The sequence below is a fragment of the Microcoleus sp. S28C3 genome, from assembly GCF_036700785.1.
Taxonomy (GTDB): Bacteria; Cyanobacteriota; Cyanobacteriia; order Cyanobacteriales; family Microcoleaceae; genus Microcoleus; species Microcoleus asticus.
Genome location: NZ_JAUBPO010000021.1, coordinates 55,332 through 73,768 on the forward strand (window position 1 = coordinate 55,332; position 18,437 = coordinate 73,768).

17 protein-coding genes are annotated in these 18,437 nt (G+C 47.8%); 7 read left to right on the plus strand and 10 right to left on the minus strand.

Annotated elements, in window-relative coordinates; translation table 11 throughout:
• Nucleotides 1–288 precede the first annotated feature (288 nt).
• On the minus strand, nt 289–2,241 hold the full coding sequence (locus tag QUA13_RS08950) for an FAD-dependent oxidoreductase (protein WP_333198018.1): 1,953 nt from the start codon (nt 2,239–2,241) through the stop codon (nt 289–291).
• A gap of 366 nt (nt 2,242–2,607) precedes the next feature.
• Here QUA13_RS08950 and QUA13_RS08955 point away from each other — a divergent pair, with 366 nt between their 5' ends.
• Nucleotides 2,608–2,874 (plus strand): hypothetical protein, encoded by a 267-nt coding sequence (locus QUA13_RS08955; protein WP_333198019.1) that lies wholly within the window; start codon nt 2,608–2,610, stop codon nt 2,872–2,874.
• 440 nt (nt 2,875–3,314) lie between these two features.
• Here QUA13_RS08955 and QUA13_RS08960 read toward each other — a convergent pair whose 3' ends face one another.
• The gene (locus QUA13_RS08960; RefSeq protein WP_333198020.1) at nt 3,315–3,461 is read right to left on the minus strand and encodes a hypothetical protein; all 147 of its coding nucleotides are present in this window, start codon (nt 3,459–3,461) and stop codon (nt 3,315–3,317) included.
• Between the two features lie 117 nt (nt 3,462–3,578).
• On the opposite strand from QUA13_RS08960, the gene QUA13_RS08965 reads away from it, so the two are divergent.
• Nucleotides 3,579–4,838 carry a CHAT domain-containing protein gene (locus QUA13_RS08965; protein WP_333198021.1) on the plus strand — a complete coding sequence of 420 codons (1,260 nt, stop codon included), beginning with the start codon at nt 3,579–3,581 and terminating at the stop codon, nt 4,836–4,838.
• Nucleotides 4,839–4,966: 128 nt separating this feature from the next.
• Complete coding sequence (locus QUA13_RS08970; protein ID WP_333198022.1) at nt 4,967–7,054, plus strand: hypothetical protein; 2,088 nt, start codon at nt 4,967–4,969, stop codon at nt 7,052–7,054.
• A 143-nt stretch (nt 7,055–7,197) separates the two neighbouring features.
• Here the strand turns inward: QUA13_RS08970 and QUA13_RS08975 are convergent, their stop codons facing one another.
• The 6 genes from QUA13_RS08975 to QUA13_RS09000 form a co-directional block, all read right to left on the minus strand.
• Nucleotides 7,198–8,142 (minus strand): hypothetical protein, encoded by a 945-nt coding sequence (locus QUA13_RS08975; RefSeq protein WP_333198023.1) that lies wholly within the window; start codon nt 8,140–8,142, stop codon nt 7,198–7,200.
• Between the two features lie 26 nt (nt 8,143–8,168).
• Nucleotides 8,169–8,588 (minus strand): hypothetical protein, encoded by a 420-nt coding sequence (locus QUA13_RS08980; protein WP_333198024.1) that lies wholly within the window; start codon nt 8,586–8,588, stop codon nt 8,169–8,171.
• Nucleotides 8,558–8,857, minus strand: a complete 300-nt coding sequence (locus tag QUA13_RS08985) for a hypothetical protein (RefSeq protein WP_333198025.1) — start codon at nt 8,855–8,857, stop codon at nt 8,558–8,560. Before QUA13_RS08985 ends, QUA13_RS08980 begins: the two co-directional genes overlap by 31 nt.
• A 331-nt stretch (nt 8,858–9,188) precedes the next feature.
• Entirely contained in the window at nt 9,189–9,326 is a 138-nt protein-coding gene (locus tag QUA13_RS08990) for a hypothetical protein (protein WP_333198026.1), read from the minus strand.
• A gap of 2 nt (nt 9,327–9,328) precedes the next feature.
• Nucleotides 9,329–9,760, minus strand: coding sequence for a hypothetical protein (locus QUA13_RS08995; protein ID WP_333198027.1), 432 nt, complete (start codon nt 9,758–9,760; stop codon nt 9,329–9,331).
• Nucleotides 9,750–10,064 (minus strand): hypothetical protein, encoded by a 315-nt coding sequence (locus QUA13_RS09000; RefSeq protein ID WP_333198028.1) that lies wholly within the window; start codon nt 10,062–10,064, stop codon nt 9,750–9,752. The genes QUA13_RS08995 and QUA13_RS09000 overlap by 11 nt, the downstream gene beginning before the upstream one ends.
• 822 nt (nt 10,065–10,886) lie before the next feature.
• On the opposite strand from QUA13_RS09000, the gene QUA13_RS09005 reads away from it, so the two are divergent.
• Entirely contained in the window at nt 10,887–12,986 is a 2,100-nt protein-coding gene (locus QUA13_RS09005) for an iron uptake porin (protein WP_333198029.1), read from the plus strand.
• A 332-nt stretch (nt 12,987–13,318) separates the two neighbouring features.
• Here QUA13_RS09005 and QUA13_RS09010 read toward each other — a convergent pair whose 3' ends face one another.
• Nucleotides 13,319–14,572 (minus strand): FIST N-terminal domain-containing protein, encoded by a 1,254-nt coding sequence (locus tag QUA13_RS09010; RefSeq protein ID WP_333198030.1) that lies wholly within the window; start codon nt 14,570–14,572, stop codon nt 13,319–13,321.
• A 282-nt stretch (nt 14,573–14,854) separates the two neighbouring features.
• Complete coding sequence (locus QUA13_RS09015; RefSeq protein WP_333198031.1) at nt 14,855–15,010, minus strand: hypothetical protein; 156 nt, start codon at nt 15,008–15,010, stop codon at nt 14,855–14,857.
• Nucleotides 15,011–15,314: 304 nt separating this feature from the next.
• Between QUA13_RS09015 and QUA13_RS09020 the strand changes: the two genes are divergently transcribed.
• The 3 genes from QUA13_RS09020 (at nt 15,315) to QUA13_RS09030 (ending at nt 18,300) form a co-directional block, all read left to right on the plus strand.
• On the plus strand, nt 15,315–15,551 hold the full coding sequence (locus QUA13_RS09020; protein ID WP_333190998.1) for a Calvin cycle protein CP12: 237 nt from the start codon (nt 15,315–15,317) through the stop codon (nt 15,549–15,551).
• Nucleotides 15,552–15,954: 403 nt separating this feature from the next.
• Nucleotides 15,955–16,575 (plus strand): DUF3177 family protein, encoded by a 621-nt coding sequence (locus QUA13_RS09025; RefSeq protein WP_333198032.1) that lies wholly within the window; start codon nt 15,955–15,957, stop codon nt 16,573–16,575.
• 270 nt (nt 16,576–16,845) lie between these two features.
• Nucleotides 16,846–18,300 carry a hypothetical protein gene (locus QUA13_RS09030; protein ID WP_333198033.1) on the plus strand — a complete coding sequence of 485 codons (1,455 nt, stop codon included), beginning with the start codon at nt 16,846–16,848 and terminating at the stop codon, nt 18,298–18,300.
• Nucleotides 18,301–18,437: the final 137 nt, after the last annotated feature.

The window sequence follows — 18,437 nt, forward strand, 5'->3', positions numbered from 1 at the left end:
TTATACTGATTCAATAATATTTTAACCGCATATTCACCCCGCTCAACGGAGATATTTTTTGGGTTCGCAAGCTCTGCCTTTTCTCCTCAGCGAAACCGCACCCACAAACCGTAACTCATCTTAAAAAAAGAATGCAACTGTAGTAAAGCTCCAAACCCTTATATAATAAGTCATTCCCAATTCTTTAATTCTTTAATTTAAAATTTAAAATGGTATGGCAGGGGGCGGGTTTCACCGAGAATAGCAGCCGATAATTGACGATTTATAAAACCCGCCCCCCTGCCAACCTTAGATTTTTAACACGCCTTCGGGATTTACCGTCAAGAGCGATCGCCTCTGCAAACCTTCCTGATATAAAATAGCATTAGCGGCCAACAAACCGCTGCTCACTGCCCTTTCCATTAAACCGCAAGGAAACGGCATTTTTACCCAATCTCCCGCAAACAAAAGATTTGGAACAGCGCAGCAAGTTTCTGGTCGTTCTGCATAGCTACCGGGCGGATATCCAGAAAAATTTTTTTGATTTACCAATTCCCGGTGCAGCATATTTGCCTCTTTTAATTCCGGTACAATTTCGTACAATTCTTGCTCAAAAGTCGCCAACAAAACTTGCTGGTTCGGAAATTCCTTCTCCTTGTAACAATAAGCGTGCAGTTCCACAACACTACCGCCAGTTTTCTGATTCCACTCGATAAACTGATCCTGAATTTTGTGGTAAAGCGTAATGCTGTCAGTCAGTTTGTAGCCGGAAAGCGAACTGAAATTGCTGTGTTCCCAGGGAAATTCGCGATCGAACCAAAAACGGCCCACCGCAAACGGATCGGCTATTTTCAAGCTCTCGATCCGCTTCTGCACCTGCGGATTCACCTCACCGCTGGCCAAACTAAACAAATGCTGCATCCCCGGAACATCTGCCGCCAAAACATAGTAATCAGCCTTCAATGTTTCTCCCAAATTCTGCGGCTGCGATTGGTTAACCGCTGCGGCCAACTGTACCTCATCTGCTTTTTCATCGACTACCTTAAATCGAGGCAAATCCCGCTGAGCAGGCCCACTCACAACTCGCCCTTCGGCATCAAAAACTGCCCCGTGACAAGGACAGTGAAATTGACCGTCGTTTTGTTTCTGAACTGTGCAGCCTTGGTGAGTGCAGCTCAGAGAAATTGCCTCTTTTCCCGACGGTGCGGCGGCAAATACGCTGTCACCAGCGCCGAAATATTCGGTAGAGTTTCTGTCAGTTAACAGCGCGTTTCGCTTCACCCAAAAAGGTATTTTACTCTGCACATCTCCCGACTGGTAACTCAGAGAATCAATCTTGCCGTTTTCCCAGCGAATTTCACTGACTGCGACATCTGTCAATACTTTGCCACCTTTGCTTTCAATCGCTCTGGCAATAGGCTGCACCAAACTCGTGCCCATATCTTGCCGCGTGCCGTTGAATGCCAAACCCTCTGGATTTCCGAAAAAGTAAAAGTGGAAGAATTGCATTAATTCTCCCGCGCTCAATTCGTCGGGAGCGTTGAGGCTGGACTTAGCAAAAGGCAGAAAATACAAGTCATAAAGCCCGCGCGGAAATTCACCTTTTACCCAGTCTGCAACTGATATATTGTCGAGGCGATCGAAAGTTTTTTGAGTTTGAAAACCGCCGATTTCCCGAAATACTTGCCAGTGAGCGGGTTTTGTGAGATTGATTCCCCACTTGAGCCGATTGGGAGAAGATATCCCCAAGTCAACTATATTCCAGGGAAAAGCTGAATGGTTGGGACGGAAAACTTCGGGTTTGTATTTGCCGTCTCGAAACACAACGGCGTAGGACTCTAAAGATACAAAGTTATCGGTAATTTCTAGTTCTTCAACCACACTTTTGAGGTTGTAGTATTGCGGAAAAAAACCGTGGAAACCGTGTTCCATCATAAAAGTTTCGTTCCCGACTTCTATCGGCCAACTAGCAATTTTACCGCCGAGTTGGGGCGATTTGTCGAGCAATGTTACGGCGAAACCCCGCTGGGACAGTTCATAAGCACAGGCGAGCCCGGCCAAGCCTGCCCCTACAACTGCAACGGTTTTGCGCTGATTCAGCATTCGCGGCAAGTCAATAGAATCTTGCACAAAAACGGTGGGCTCTGGCTTGGAAAATCGAGAGTAGCCCAGCAGCCCGCCTGCGGCACCGACTCCGAGGAATTTGAGGGCGGTTCTTCGAGAAACTGGTTGGGATATCGGTGAATTGGTTGATTGACTCATCAGCGGTACGCGGTAACGGGCTTTAAACACAAATACGCCATAAGGCATATATCATAGACCGAAAGCAGGATATGTGAAGAAATACTAAGACACATTCCCCAGTCCGATCGCGATCGCACCGTGTCAAGTTCGATCGCACACAATCTTTAGCAGAAGGAAGAAGGCTTTAGTTACCTAGAAGAGAAGCAAGAAAAAATAAGTAAAAAGCGATCGACCCATAGCATAAAATTCTCTAAATAATTAAGTTTTTTTTTTATTTATAACTTAGGAGTGTGGGCGATCTATGCCACACATATTGGAGCGATCGGGAAAAGTGCGATAAATTTTAGAGTTTTTAAGCGCAGAACGATCGCGGTCTTCCCGCCCGTGCCACGCACAAATCTCGAACAAACGGCATTAATTTATGTCACTCAACTCTTGGCAACCGCCGTTAATGATGCTAAAAAATTAGGAGATTTGCGGGCAAAATTTTATGCCAAAGGCAGTCTGGGCGAATTGTACGAAATAACCGGGCAGATATCCGAGGCAAAACAATTACTCAGTCGAGCTTTAAGTAATATCAAATCCGGTAGCATCGGAATTAATATTACCGACAGCCAGGACACGGCAGTGCCGTTTCCCTACCCGGATTAATTGTAGGGAAACGGCACTGCCGTGTCCTCTAGATCGTAATTAGTGCAACCAGAAACGATATAAGTTGGCGCAAAAAAACTAACTATTTAAAAATAAGTAAATACAGAGAATATATCTACTGCAATCACTCAATATATGGGCGCTAGATTCAGGATATTCCTCACTCAAGACCAAGACAAAACCCGATTCAACCTGAGAACTGCGGATGTGCGGCAAAAAGTCAAAGACGCCCCTAGAGGTAATGCCTGTTAAATGCACCTGGCTGCTATGTAGAAAACAGGACTTAGGTGAAGAAATCCAGTTTTTACGTAAGTCCTGTTTATGCAAAACTTCTGCATAATTTATAAAACTTTACATAAATCGCGAATTTCTTGGCGCAGGGACTCTGTTGGTGCTGGTGTGCACGCCCTACGGCAGAGATTTGCGGTTTGTCTTGAATGCTATAATCGTGGCGCGATCGCCAGCACCGTCAAATATTCCCAGCCACAGCCCAACTTTTGCCAACTGCTGCCGCCAACTGCGCCCTCAACCTTCCCAAAATTATGCACTACAAATCCCAGCAGCAACACCAAAAACACACGACTCATAAAAAAATTAAAAAAGCTATTTTTTACTGTTTGACAGCAATATTTTTCTGCTGGAGCACCGCGAACCTCGCTACAATTGCCCAAAACACAAACCAGGGCGGGCTTAACGGGCAAGAAATGAGAAATTTACTCGATCGGGGAAACCTCACCGAAGCCGTAACCAAAATCGAACAAGACTGGGAAGAAGACTATCAAAAATACTTTGAAGAAGACTTTGCCGCCCGTGCAAAAACCGCCGAAGCAATATCAAAAACTCTATCCCGCCTAGCAGTTCAAACAAAGAAAAAACCAGCTTTAATTTACGCCATCCCGCGCACCGATCAACTAGAATTAATCTTAATATTGCCCGATCGCCCGCCCATTCACCGCAGCGTCCCGGAAGCAAAACAAGAGACACTGCTCTCAGTAGTCCAAGAATTCAGCAGCGAAATCACCAACCCCGTAAAAATCAACACCACCAGCTATCTAGAACCAGCCCAACAACTCTACAAATGGATAATTTCACCGCTAGAAACAGATTTGCAAACAGCAAGAATTGAAACATTGCTGTTCTGCGTCGGCGAAGGTTTGCGAACCGTACCCCTAGCAGCAATGCACGACGGACAGCAATTTCTGATCCAAAAATACAGCCTCGCCCGCATCCCCGCCTTCAAATTCATAGACAGCAATTACACCGACCTCAGAAACACCCAAGTCCTAGCAATGGGAGCATCAAATTTTTCAGAAACGGCAAACAAAGAACCGCTGCCGGCAGTGCCGTTAGAATTGGGCGCGATCGCCCGACAGTGGCCAGGTCAATCCTTTCTCAACGAAGATTTCACCATAGTAAACTTGCAATCCCAGCGGCTGCAACAAAAATACGGAATCATCCACCTCGCCACCCACGCCGAATTCCGCCCTGGAACCCCAAATAACTCCTACATTCAATTTTGGGACACGCAACTTAGACTAGATCAAATGAGAGATTTAAAATGGAACAATCCGCCCCTTGAACTATTAGTATTAAGCGCCTGTAGAACCGCCTTGGGAGACAAAGAAGCAGAACTCGGATTTGCCGGTTTAGCGCTGCAATCGGGAGCAAAATCAGCCCTCGCCAGCCTGTGGTACGTCAGCGATGCGGGGACTCTCGCCATGATGACAGAGTTTTACCAGCAGTTAAAAATCAGCAGGCCAAATGACCTTCCAATCATTAAAGCTGAAGCTCTCAGGCAAGCACAAATTGGTGCGATTGAAGGCAAAGTGACGATCGAACGCGGTCAACTGCGAAGTTCCCGAGGCGAAACTCCCTTGCCCCCGTCCATCCCCAAACTCGACAGCAAAGATTTATCCCATCCGTATTATTGGGCAGCTTTCAGCATTATTGGCAGTCCTTGGTAAGTCGGCCTCTTGACCGACACAGGTGATAGGCTATAAAAAATAAAGTAATTCAATGCCTGTCGCTGTCGCTCAACAAACCACCACCAACCTGTGACGAATCAAGCGGGAGCCTTCAAGGGGAAAGAAAGATGAAAAAATTAGAGTTTTTGCTACAGAAAGAAGGCGATCGCGCCTGGTTGCCCCTAGAAACCTCCGACGTGGAAATTCTAGAAGGCAAATACCGCGTCGTTGCTCGCATTCAGCACCCCAACACCGACATCGAAATTCGCGTTACCCATACTTCCTTCGACGAAGGGGCGCAGCGGAAAGTCCAAAGCCGATCGGCCCGCACCAACCCCGAAGGATTAGTCGTGATCATTCCTTACACCAGGCTCAAGCCCGGACTGTGGGAACTCTCCTGCTTGCCAGATCCCAAATCAACACCAGCAAAACCTTGGCAGTACGGCGTTCAGTTGGAAGTATTGCCCGCAGAATCGGAAACCTCCGAACCCCTACCGCCGATCGACCAAACCGAACCCGCAACTTCCGCCGCACCACCAAAAATCGCCGCACCAGCCGATCGCGCAGCCCCACAAATCGCCGCACCGGTCGATCGCCCCGCACCAACCCAAATCCCAGCAGCCTTAACAGCACCGCAGCAGGCCAAAATCTACCAATTCCCCACTCCCCCAACCGCCCAACCCAAACCGGGCGTCAAACTCGAACTCGTCCTCGATCGAGAAACCTTCGTCACCCAACTCGGTCGCCCCTTAATCATTTCGGGCAAAATCGACATTCCCCAACCCCCCCAAACAACCAGAAAGACAGCAACTCTCATCCCCGAATCCGAAGCGCTAGAACTCAAACAACTCATCGGTTCAGCACAACTGCAAATTTACCTGCGCGACCCCCAAACCTCACAAATTCTCGCAGAAATCCAGCAGGCGATGCCAGAACAAGTTCCTCCCTGCATCTTTGCCTGCGTCACCTACATTCCAGCCGAGTGCAAAAGCCGCCTAATATTAGGAGAAGCTATTCTCAGCAGCGGCAGCGTTACCCTAGCCACCAAAGCATTCACAATTACAGCCCGTTTAGAGCATCTTCTAGAAGCAATTGAAGACAATTTCATCGAAGAAAAGCATCAAGCCGAACCCTCCCTAACAGCCTCAAAACAGCCTCGGAGCGCCACAAATCTATCCTTTCTCAAGCTAGTAGAAAAATCCTTAGACCCTCCTTCCCCCGCCGAATCTCCAACAAACGAGCCCTTACCCCCTCAACTGAGTTCCCGTCAGACCTCAAGTGCAGGCGGCCTAGAATTGCCAGCATTCGGTAACAAACTGCCCGACAGCAGCCGATCGCAATTGCTTTCGGAAATCTCCAACTCGGCTCGAACTGCCGCAGAGTCGATCGACCCACAAACCAAACCCTCAGACATCCCAACATCCCCTAAAACAGCGGAAATCGGAGCGATCGACCAAAAACCAGAAAACAGCCCAGAATTAGCAACAACAGCCCCAGAAACTCCGCCAGAACCCACAAAACAGGCATTTCAAACCTTAAACGTCCAAAATAGATTTTGGTCGCGACTGAGTTCCTTAGCCAGCAACGGCGAATCCCCCGAATGGCTGAAAGCAACCGCCCTGTCGCCAACTCCAAAAGCCACCGCCAATAGCAGCGAGGCAATTGCCGTTGTCGAAGAAAGCAGTCCCACCCAGCAGCAACCCAAAACCAGCGAAATAATTTCCGACCCGAAATCCACTAGCCCGGAAGCCAGAGAATTTGTGGTCTTTGACGAACCCCCGCAGCCGAAACAAGTTGCTCAAAAAACCGCAACTGTCGCAGCAGAAGACACTCCGCCAACTCCCTACGTTTTGCCAGAAGACGAGTTAGTACCGATGCCAATTTTGGAATTGCCGCGCGCCGAAATCCTCGGTGGCGGGCCGGTAAGAGTGCAAGTGCAACTCCCAGAATTAATGCCCCGGATTTATGTGAAAGTTTGGGTGTACGATCGGCAAACCTACCTGATTCTCGACGGCCCGCGCTGGATTACCGAATTTAAACCTAACGGGTTGGGAAACGTCCGAGCAAGTGTCGAGTTAGAGATTCCCTACGGCTGCATGGAAGTAGAATTTGAGGCGATCGCCGTTGAAATGCAAACTCAGCGGGAAAGTCACAAAGTAAGTGTTCACCGCCAAGTTTTACCCCCAGCCGGGCCAACTTTGCCCCTCGAAGGTTAACCGCAATTAACATCTCGATTCATCGGCGATCGTCTGTGGTTTTAAAAAGCCTCTTGACTGAACACTATTAGAAAAAGCTGGATTTGGCGGCGAGAAATCTAGGGATATTCCCGGTTTCTCGCCGCGCGCCCGCAAGTCCTAGTCTACTTACCAGTCAACTGCCGAAACTTCTTCTTAAACTTATTCTTATACACGTAGATCGATCGCTGTAAATCTTCAACTTGCAACGACATCTCCGCCTCCAAACCCGTGCGGTTCCAAACATCCTCCTGACACTTGCGACGGCAAAAATTCATCGGTTCCGAGTAAACTTTCCCATTAGATAAACTTGGCTTCGGCCCGCACCAGTGAATCACAGTCGCCTGAGTGCGATCGCCCCCAGGCCCACTTGACTCAACCGGAAACTGCTTTCTCAACAAATCCTGGTCAAAATCCGGCACCAACAACTGCATATCCACATTCTGCACCCGCAGTTTGCCCTCTTGAGCGGCGCGGAAGACCATCAGGTTAAAAAAGCCCATGTCTCCATACTTAAATATCTCTGGATGTTCATCATTAAAATCCAGAATCTTTCTATACTCCTCTAAGCTGAAAACACCTCGCTTCCCAAAGAATGTGCCTGGACAGACAAAGCGAGAGCGATAGTCTTGCCAACGAAAATCTGGAAAATACTTTTCGACTCCCGGAATGTCAAAGAAATATTCCGTGACATCCGCATCCGAGTAATCGTAACAAGGCTGGTCAATAATAAAGTCGAAGTCTTGAAAATTAGCGAATTTGAGGACATCTCCCCAAATAATTGTATCTGCATCCATCACGAGAAAATTTTGCCACGGACTTTCCCAAAAGGGAATCATATGACTTTTTCCCCAACCAAAGCTTCTTTTTCTCAGAAGTGGCTCAGAGACGCTATCGTGATTAATGACGCGCACTCCGTAAACTTTTTCTAGGGGACTCACGGAAAACGTACCGTCAATCAACAGGCAGATGGGAACATCTCCCAGGAAATATCGGATGCTAGCACAGCAACCCTTTGCAAACAAATAATCTTGGTCGCAGCAAGCAATAATAACACCAAAATCTTCCATAAACCCTCACTTTTTTACTAACTTGCCTAGCCACAGCGTTTCGGTTTTTGTTCTGACAGCAGTTCGATTTTCAAGTTTTGTATTTTCGCCAGCTTAGCACTAAATCCCTGCGATCGCCTGTAGACAAAAACATCGGTAAAACCACTAGGAATCTTGGGTATAATTGGTCTGTGAAACAACTGAGTCCGACTGCGCGCTTCCGGGTCAAGCAACACTAATTGCAGCCGCACTTTCGGTGCTAACAAATGACTCATTGACAGTATATTTCCTACACTGACTTCCGAGATATCACTGACAACCAGGGGCTTTGGAGTGCGATCGATCTTGCGAGCAATTGCGGGATTTTCCCTGCCCCATTCCTTAGTCCACCAAGTCTCGGCTTGAGAACTAACGGCATTTGACACAACCCCGCCCGTTAACAGTACAACTGTGAGAAGTTTCCACACTTGTTGCCGTTTCCAGCTTGGCACAGCGCGCTAATTTTAGTCGCTAACAGATAAGCAACAGCGATTTGCATCCCCAAATAAGTCGGAAATAGGTAGCGAGCTTTAGTCGATCGGGTTCCTCCCAATATAACATCCGGCAGCACCACTGCCAGTGCTGTCACCGCCCTCACCATCACCACAAACAGCCAAACCTGTTTGTTCGTCTCATCAGAACACAGAAAATAAACTGCGTAGCCTACGATTGCTACTAAAATTAAAGTAGCTGCCACTAAACCAATAAGATATATCGATCTAGCATGATAACTTAGAAAAAAAAAACGCGGTCGATATTTTCGAGCCAATTCTTAACTAAAGATAGCCTGGTAGTTTCTAGATATGCCCAATTTCTTTACCCGGCTGCTGCCCTTCTATTCACAGTAAAATTCCCATCCAAGGCAGAAAGGCTAGCAACGGCACGGCACTTGCTATTAAGTAAATCACTACCTTTTTATCCAACCTTAAACCTTGAGTTCCTACTAGATAAATGCCGTGTCAGAACGCAACTAACAGGCTAAATAAATGAGTGTAAAATCCCAGAATATTTGCTACTGCGTAAAGGCTCTAGCTCAGCTTAGTTTCCAGCCGCATTGCTCGCAGCAGAGACGCACAAGAAATCAAAATCAGCGCCGGCCACAAACAGTAGGGACGGGCTTCTTGAGCGTAAAGCACGTGCAAGGGAGAAACTGCTAACAATCCCACGGCTATCCACTCCACGCCACTTCCGGCGGTGCAAACAATTCTCGGCACAGCCAGTACAGGCTAGGAAACGCTAACAAACTTATCCAAACTGAGAAACTTCTCGTCGCTGCGGGAGAATCACCGAATAGTTTTGCCCAACACTTGACTGTGAGAAAATACAGTGGAGGCAGTTGAGGTTCTTCAATTGCCAAACTTTTAACAGTATCGACAAAATTTTTTGTCGCATTGGGGCGCTGATTTTTCATCAAATCTTGGGCCGCTACTAACTGACCGCTGCTTATTTCATGAAGCACTTCTGTTTGCGTGTATCCAGGAATCCGCAGGGAAGTAAATGCTTCATCGTACCAATAATATTTTTTGTCGATGTTGATGAATCGAAAAAACACTCCTAATACCAATAATACAACTACTAAAACCCGCAGTTTACTTTTCATCCCAGTCAGATCTGGTGTCAAAATATCTAATAGTATAGATGGTACCCCTCAATGTAACATTGTATATAAAGGTCGAGTGTATGGCTAAATCTACAGGTTGTTCGATCGCCCTCCCATCACTTGTGGCATTTACTTGTGCTGTTAGCAAATTAGAACCGTCTTGGATGCGATCCTTTCTCTCATCAACCGAGTTTTTAAGCTTCGAGCGATCGCCTAAAACCAAGTATTTGCTTTTCTCAAACCTGGTTGAGGCGTCATGAACCCCAGGAAAATCAATGGATACTTTGGCAGTGGCATAAATCACAGAGGAAAGGTGCTTTGAGAACCAGAAGCCGTGCCCCTAAAAAAACTAATTGTGAAACGCCAGACAGCGAGGCCGCACAATACTAATTTCACCTAATAGACATTCAGTTGGCTGCCACTGCCAGACCACAAAAAAATTGTTTTAAAGTAGCAGGAAATTAAACCCGCCGACGGGCGGTATCAAAAATGGCGATCGCCCTGGCAAGTCCCCACTGCTGGGGGCATCAGAAAATTAAAATTAGTCAAGTCTGAAATTGGGCCCGGAGGAGGTAAATTTACCAGCCTCGATCCCTGAGTTCCTCACTCCTGGCAAGAAATAGCCTCTTCCGGGCCGCGAGGTTTAAAGTTAGGTTAAAAAGCTTGACATAAGAGGATCGAAAGCTGTATAAGGGATGCGACAAGCATCCACTATCCTACCTATAACTGTCTGTTAAGTCTGGCGTAACTGAGGACTCTGGGCAGTTGTAATTTTGAGACAGATTGTGGTCGCTCCCGTACAAGCAGTTGTCGATCGCCAGCAGAGCAACTCAAACAAATCTGGCGATCGATAGATGAAATTAGCAGGTGATGGTATAATCAACCGTAAGGTAATGTGGGCTTGACCTGAATTGATGCCTGGGCAATACAAGGGCCCAGCCCCCTACGTTCAAGCAGAAGTAGACACGCCTACTGTGAATCAACTGTGAATCAACAGTTATGGATAGGTTCTATTTTTTTGGCAGTTATTGTCAACAGGCAAGCAACCACAAAAATTAGCAGTTGGGAATTGCTGCTCGTCGAGTTGAATAGAGTGTGTTGAATAGAGTGTGAAGGTGTGAGGAAAATGAACAGAACTTTTTGGAATTTACTGCTAGTATCCCCGGCAATTCTGGGTCTATCATCAGTCGTCAGTGCCGCTGCGATCGCCGCAGAAGCTCCAGCAACCGCTGAAGCCAACCAGCTAGCTACAGCTCAGTCATCTGAGTCAAAAATTGCAGAAATAGTTACAGAAATAGTTGCAGAACCAGTTGCAGCAGCCCCTGCGACCCCAGAAAAGCTAGCTTTAAACAGCAGCGCAGAGGCAGCTCAAACCCCGGTCGCCAACTCCGCAGACGCTGAAAAACTAGCCAAAATTGAACCAGACACCAGCGCAGCAGCACTGCAAACAACAGGGAGCGAAATCGAGCCAGCAGCCCCAATCGCTCCCGCCAGCACAGCAGCAGCGACTGAACCCCTGGCAGCAGCAGGCACAGCCGAACCGTCGCCCCAAGCATCAGACTTGGCAGTGGAAAGCAGCCAGACAGAAGTTGCTGGGAAAATTGAAGTGCCAGCAGTCGCCAGCACCCCAGCTACTACCCCAGCTACTATTGAAGTGCCAGCAGTCGCCAGCACCCCAGCTACTACCCCAGCTACTAAGGTAGAAATTGCTCAGACAGCACCGACAGGAATGGGCGGGCCGATCGTCCCTGTTGCTCCCCAAGCACAGCCGACTCAACAGTCGGGAACCATGTCTCAAGTGACATCTGTCTCTCAGCTATCGGACGTGCGGCCGACTGATTGGGCATTCCAAGCCCTACAATCCCTAGTCGAACGCTACAGTTGTATCGTAGGCTATCCCGACGGCACCTACCGCGGCAACCGCGCCCTGACTCGCTACGAATTTGCAGCCGGCGTCAACGCTTGCTTAGACAAAATAACCCAGCTAATTGGGTCAACAGGTAACTTGGTCACCAGAGACGACTTAGCCATCCTGCAACGCCTGCAAGAAGAATTTGCAGCCGAACTCGCTACCCTGCGCGGACGGGTAGACGGCCTAGAAGCTCGCACCGCAGAACTCGAAGCCAACCAGTTCTCCACCACCACCAAATTGGCTGGAGAAGCCATTTTTCTCGTCAGCGACACCTTCGTCGGAGATGGTATCCGCCTTGAGGACGATGACACAGTCACCAACCTCGGCTACCGGGTGCGGTTGAACTTCAACACCAGCTTCACCGGTCGAGACTTGCTCAGAACCCGCTTGCAAGCTAGAAACGTCGCCAACTACGGTACAGCCACTGCCACCGGTACGAACATGGCTCGCCTCGCCATCGACGGCGAGGACGGCAGCGAATTCTCCCTCGATCAATTGTGGTATCGCTTTCCAGCAGGCAATGCTACAGTCTGGTTCGGTCCGAGAGGACTGAGGCTTGATGACGTTGCTGAGCTGACTTCTCCCTTGGAAGCTAGTGGCACCGGTGCTCTCTCCAGGTTTGGACGTTACAACCCAGCAGTGTTCCGCGGCCCCGAAGGAGCTGGTGCTGCTATCAAATACAACTTAGGCCCCCTCAGAGCTACAGTAGCCTATCTTGGTTCCGACGTCGACGCTCCCAATCCAGCCGATGGCAGGGGCATTTTCGCCGGTTCTTTCAGCGCTTTGGGCCAGCTCAACTTAAATCTGGGCCGAGCCTTTGACGTTGGTGTTAGCTACAACCGGAAATACAATCGAGCCGGCGATGTTGGCATCATGGGCAATACGGGCAGTTCCTTGGCTAACCGGCCCTTCGGTCAATCACCCACCGCATCAGATAACTTTGGGGTGCAAGTTAACTTCAAACCGAGCACCCGCTTTCAGATTGGCGGTTGGTACGGTTACAGCAAGGCTGAACAACTTCGGGGCGGCGACAATGACGCGACCATCCAGAATGGTGCTATTACTTTGGCCCTGGGAGATTTTGGCCGGCAAGGCAATCTCCTGGGCTTCGTCTTCGGTGTACCGCCAAAAGTTACTGAGAGTGATGTCGCCAGAGACCGCAACACCTCTTATCACTTAGAGGGTTTCTATCGCTTCCAAGTCAATGACTTTATCTCAGTCACACCGGGCGTTTACGTGATTTTGCATCCGGAACACAATAACAGAAACGAGGATATCTGGGTCGGAGTCTTGCGTACTACCTTTAGTTTCTAAGGTTTCCAGACATCTAGTTACAGCTAAAAGCGGCAGGCGACTGCCGCTTTTAGTTATTGGTCATCAGGCGATTTTAGATTTTAGATTTTAGATTTTAGATTTTAGATGGTTATACAGCGTATTCCAGGTTTATGAAGTACACCGCGCTCTCACGGGGTTTCTTTACAGTTCTCGCATCCTTACTGATTCTATTGCTCGAAACCCGGTTTCTCCGTACTACATCTACATGGAATATGCTGTATGTTAACAGTTGACATATAACAGCCGATCGATTTTAGATTGTCAACAGTTAACAGCGATCCGTCAACAGTCAACAGTCAACAGTTCACAAATTATGAATTTTGGCGGCAAATCCCGAATACAGAGGTGTAGCCGTGCAGAAATGTGCTGCCGCCGACGGGGCCGATTTCGCCGTTGCAGAAAAAGCCGCTCAGGGGGATGTTTTTGAGGTATCGGCTGAAGAGTCGGGAGTCAAAGTTCGACTGGCCGTAAAGCCCTTCACCGCGCCCCAGACAAGAGAACATCAAGGCGCCGGCACTCGATGTACCGCTGTACTCGGCGGCCCGCTGATAGCGATCGAGCAGCATCTCTAGGTCTTCTGCGGAGGTGCGCGCGTCCCGCAGGTGAAATTGGATGCGCTGTCCGGGACGGACTCGATCGCCGATCGCAATTGCTCCCACTTTCGGATCTACTCCCAACAGATTGCGGATTAAAAAATCTCCCGGCTCTAATGTCAGCTTGAATTCATCGCTGACTAAGCCTACAAATAACGAGTGCTGCGCTAATTCTCGGTCTTCTTCGCTCAAAGTTTGAACTAACTCTCGCAGGGCCTCTAAGGGCGATCGCTCGATGCCCCCGCTGCCGCTATCGTCGGTTTGTTCTTCGAGTTTCAGCAAAATATTGCGCTCTCCTTCCGTCACCCGATAAGGATGCCCGATCGGCCTGCAGCCTTGAGCTACGATCGTTTCCAAAACTATATTGCCACTCAAAGCTAACCCAACCGTTCCTTCTCGGTAAAGCTTATAGTCGCAAAACAGCGCCGCGCCCCTGCCCGCACCGTCCCCGCCGGCGAGCCCCCCTACCTTCGCCGCACCCGGATAGGCATAATCTAGCCCTTGCAGCAAATCGTTAATTTTTGCGGAAAAGGGGTCTGCAAAGATGATGAACTGCGGTTCTTCCTGGGCCGGCACGCCCAAGAGATCCACCCAAGTATCCGGGGGACTGTCTAAGTCCGGCAGTTCTTCTGCACCGACGTGAAAAGTTCTGACATTGACTCCCGGCAAGCGCGCCAGACTCAGGCTGACTGCGGGAGATCCCTCGACTTCTTCGGTGAGGCCGCCCCGGTTCGTGCCGATGACTCCTCCCCCGCCGCAGCCCAGGATCGCCGGCACTGGCAGCAGTTCTCGGAGTAAAGGCATCAGCCGAGAATACTCGCTGGCAAAGGCAGACGAGATAAATATCAGCGCTAAATCGGCCCGGCCTTCGAGGTCGCGATCGGTTTGTTCTACAACTTCTTTGAGGGCTGATTCCAAAGACGGACGGGTTGATAAAGCGCTGACCCATTGCATTTGGTTTTCGGTGTACATCTGGCAAACTTCTCTATAAAACTATCTCTATACATTAGGCTAACCGGAACTGACCGCTGGGGGGACGGTATTCTTGGGCGATCGATTTCCCCTCGATCGCCGTTGTTGTGTTAACATAAGTTAACATGAGAGTCCGATTAATCTTTTAAGTGTTAAATGCCGTGTTCAGCTAAATCTTAAAAGATAAAGCTCAATACAGTTTGACACATCAACCTCGTGTAATGTTTTCATCAAAAGTAAGGTCGGCTTGATCTACATTGATGCCTGTGAACTAGAACCCGCCTACGGGCTAGAGTAAAGCAGGAAGTAGAGACGGCTGCTGCGATCGCAGTTATGGATGGTTTCTATCTGGGCTGCTGCAACAGCAGCGCATCTCAAGCTATTATTAGCTGGGGTCGCCAGACCGAAACTGCAAATCCAACCCAAACTAACATCCAAAAAGAAAACCTTTCTTACTTAATAAGGTCAACGACCCAGGTCTAAAGACACGCTAGCTTCTAGCCTAAGACTTAAACCACAGTTGACCAGCCTAAGACTTTAGAGGTCTATGTTTTTTGAGTTGTGACACCAAGCGGATGCGATCGCTAATCTCTTGCTCTGTCGTTAACAGTGAAACATCTTTATTTGGGTTAAGGATGTGCGGTTAGCCGAACAAGCTCACTAAGCATTGACCAAGCTAAAATTACCTAGAAATAGGTCGGGGACAACCATATTCTCCTACACTTTCATACCAACAAGTTTTATGACAACAACACCCGCAGGCAACATCCAAGAAAAAATTGAAGAAGAACTAGAAAGCGCTCGTACCGTCTGTGACGTCAAGGGCGCCACTTCCGGGGAATGCGCGGCGGCGTGGGACGCAGTTGAAGAACTGCAAGCAGAAGCTTCCCACCAAAAGCAAGTCAAACCTAAGAATTCTTTTGAAAAATATTGCGACGACAATCCTGACGCTGCTGAGTGCCGCATCTACGACGAATAAACGAGCCATTTAGCTCAAGGCCTTCCCTCCCGCGCCGAAATCTAACTTTTGGCGCGGGAGAATTTTATTTGAGGGGTTTAGCCTTTAGGTAATGGCGAGATTTGCCCTCTATCCCCATACGGTTCAAATCCGCCAGCTTCCCCCTAGCCCCCGAACCAAGGGAGACAAGAATTTGCTCTTGCGTCCCCCTTGGTTCGGGGGATGGGAATGGGAAATCCGAGGAATAAACAGTTTGAACCCAAGCTGATGAACCTCTATCGTGTCTCAAGTACCTTTCAAAGCGCGCCAAGTACCTTAGAAAAGGTAGCAGCAACAGGAACATTAAGACCGTGTTCAGGTTGCTGATTTTTTAGCATTTTTGTAGTAAAATTTGTGACAAATAAGTGAGTATATTTTCCCAAAGATGTTGAGTCTTTTATTGGCAGCCACCGGGCCTTGGTTTCAACCGCTAGTCTGGATGGATTACCGGTTGTCTGTGTTATTAACAATTTCGATCCCGCTGGTAGTGCTGATTTGGGCTGTTTTGGCAAAAGCTGAGGCGATCGTCCGTTTGTCGATTATTTATTGGCGGGTGGCGAGTTTGCTGGCAATTACACTTTACCTGATGATGGCTGCAATGCCTGTGAGCTTTGTGTCGTCGGTGATTGGGAGGGCTTTGATTCCTGCTAGTCTGTGGTTTTGGGAGGATTTAAACGAAGAAATTGCCGATCGACCGCAGTCGTCCCTGAAACTGGCTTTTACAGCTTGGCGGTGGGCGATTACTGTTTACAGCAGTTTGGGCGCTCTAGCTCAACTTCCCTTTTTAAGCTGTGCCTTTAAATCTCAAATTCAGATAATTGACGAACCTTTTTGCCGCGTTTGGTTAGATCCACCTTGGCTGTACAAACAAATGTTTCACGCTACGGCAAACCCTCAATTTTTGGGATTGTTGGGTCTGATAGGTTTAGGAATCTATGTAATTTACTTGTCATACTTTGTGCTAATTCGACTAGGAAAACAGGGGAGATCGGCTACGGGAAATTAATTTGATTTTAAGTTAGTATTTGCATCCTAAATTGCAGCTAAAGTATTCAATATAAAGCTCAAAAATCCCCACTCAAAAAAGCCGGGGCGCATCTACGAAAAAATCAAACTAACAGGGTGGTGGCTGACGTAACCCCGCCCAAAAACGGATACTTGCGAACGACTCCTGTCGTAGAGATATAAAAATTTTAGACTCAGGTACAAACTCCCAAATTCATCTGTGGAGTAAATCTAAAATCTAAAATCTAAAATCTAAAATCGACTGACAGCAATGTTATTGGGAAAGACTGTGATGGATAGCGAACAAGCCTACTTACAGTGCTTAGAAAAGCTGATTTGGGCGATCGATCGCCTAGAAGCAAAAGTCGAACCAAGTGAACTCGCTCGGATTGCCGAACTGATTGTTCAGCCGATGATGGGGCCCTGGCGGTTTTTTCACACTCCCGAACATATTTTTGATGTGGGGGGAGATGAAGACGCGATCGAGGTTTTGGCAGCTTTATTTCACGATACCGTCTACGTGCAAGTCGATCGCAGCATTAACTTTAACGTCAGCTACTACATCACTCCTGTTGCAAAAGAGGTTAACAAACAGCTACAAATTCGGGAGAAATCTGAACTTTCTGCGGATGCTATCTTCGAGATGGTAATGCTGGTATTCAATTTTAAACCGGGCGAAGTTCTCAATCCTTTCACCGGACAAAACGAATTTCTCAGCGCTGTGGTAGCAGCAAAAGCTCTAGAACCATTCCTCAAACGCGAGCAATTGCTTCAAATTGCAGGCTGCATTGAAGCAACAATTCCGTTTCGGGCCGCCGAGTCCGGAGTAACGGTAAGCCAGCGCCTTTATAACCGCTTGCAAGCAACAAATAGCCTGTTTAACCTCAGTTTGACTGACGAGCAAATGCGGGAAACGGTCAAAAAAGCTGTGCGAATTTCTAACCGGGACGTGATTAGTTTTGCTCACCATAGTTCAGCCCATTTCTTGGCAAATACCTGGAATTTACTGCCGGAAACCAATCACAATCTCATTTGCTGCGGTTTTTACACGGTTCGCGACTACCGAGTTGCTTTGCTGAAGATGGAAGGTTTTCTGAGTTATCTGAAGCCAGAGATAATTTTCCGTCAGTTTGATGGATATCCAGACGATCGCACCTATGAGCGCTGGGAAACTACTGCTAAGTACAATCTCGAAATTGCGAAGCTTTATTTGGGGTGCAAACTGTCTGCTCTCGCCCTGCTAGAAGCTCTTTCTTCGGGTTTGGGAATCGATGTTTCTCTGGCGATGATGATGGGAGGAATTCCGGAGCAATCTGCTAACTGCGTGCGCCTGGAAAGCTTTTTTCCAGAAATAGAGAAACCTTACGAACTTAAAAGTAATTTAGAAGCAGAAGTATTGAATTTATTAGAAAATGGGCGGGCTAAAAGCACTTCTAATACCGATTTGGAGAACTCGCCACTGACAACGTTTGTTGTGAAAATTGTTGGCTTTGACGAAATGCGCTATCAGTGCGATCGAGCTAAGGAATTTTTTAAACACAATCTAAACGCCGACGACTTTATTTCCGACTTTAACCCGATAGTTACAGAAATTGTTATTGATTCAATTCTGAAATTGTTTGACAGCCGCAAATCTACTATCTACCGATACTACGATATCACTTCTAAGTTAAAGTCCCAACCCCCTACTACTTTTCCCGATCGCCCTTTTGGCTCAAATTGTTAACTAGCTTTAAATACAGTATTTTTACCTCCTCTCAATAAAAAATTGTTACTCAGCTTTTACGGTTCTTCTGGGTTTTTGGTGAAAACCGTATAATGAGATACCACTACTTGATTTCTACCCTATGGATATTCATCTTG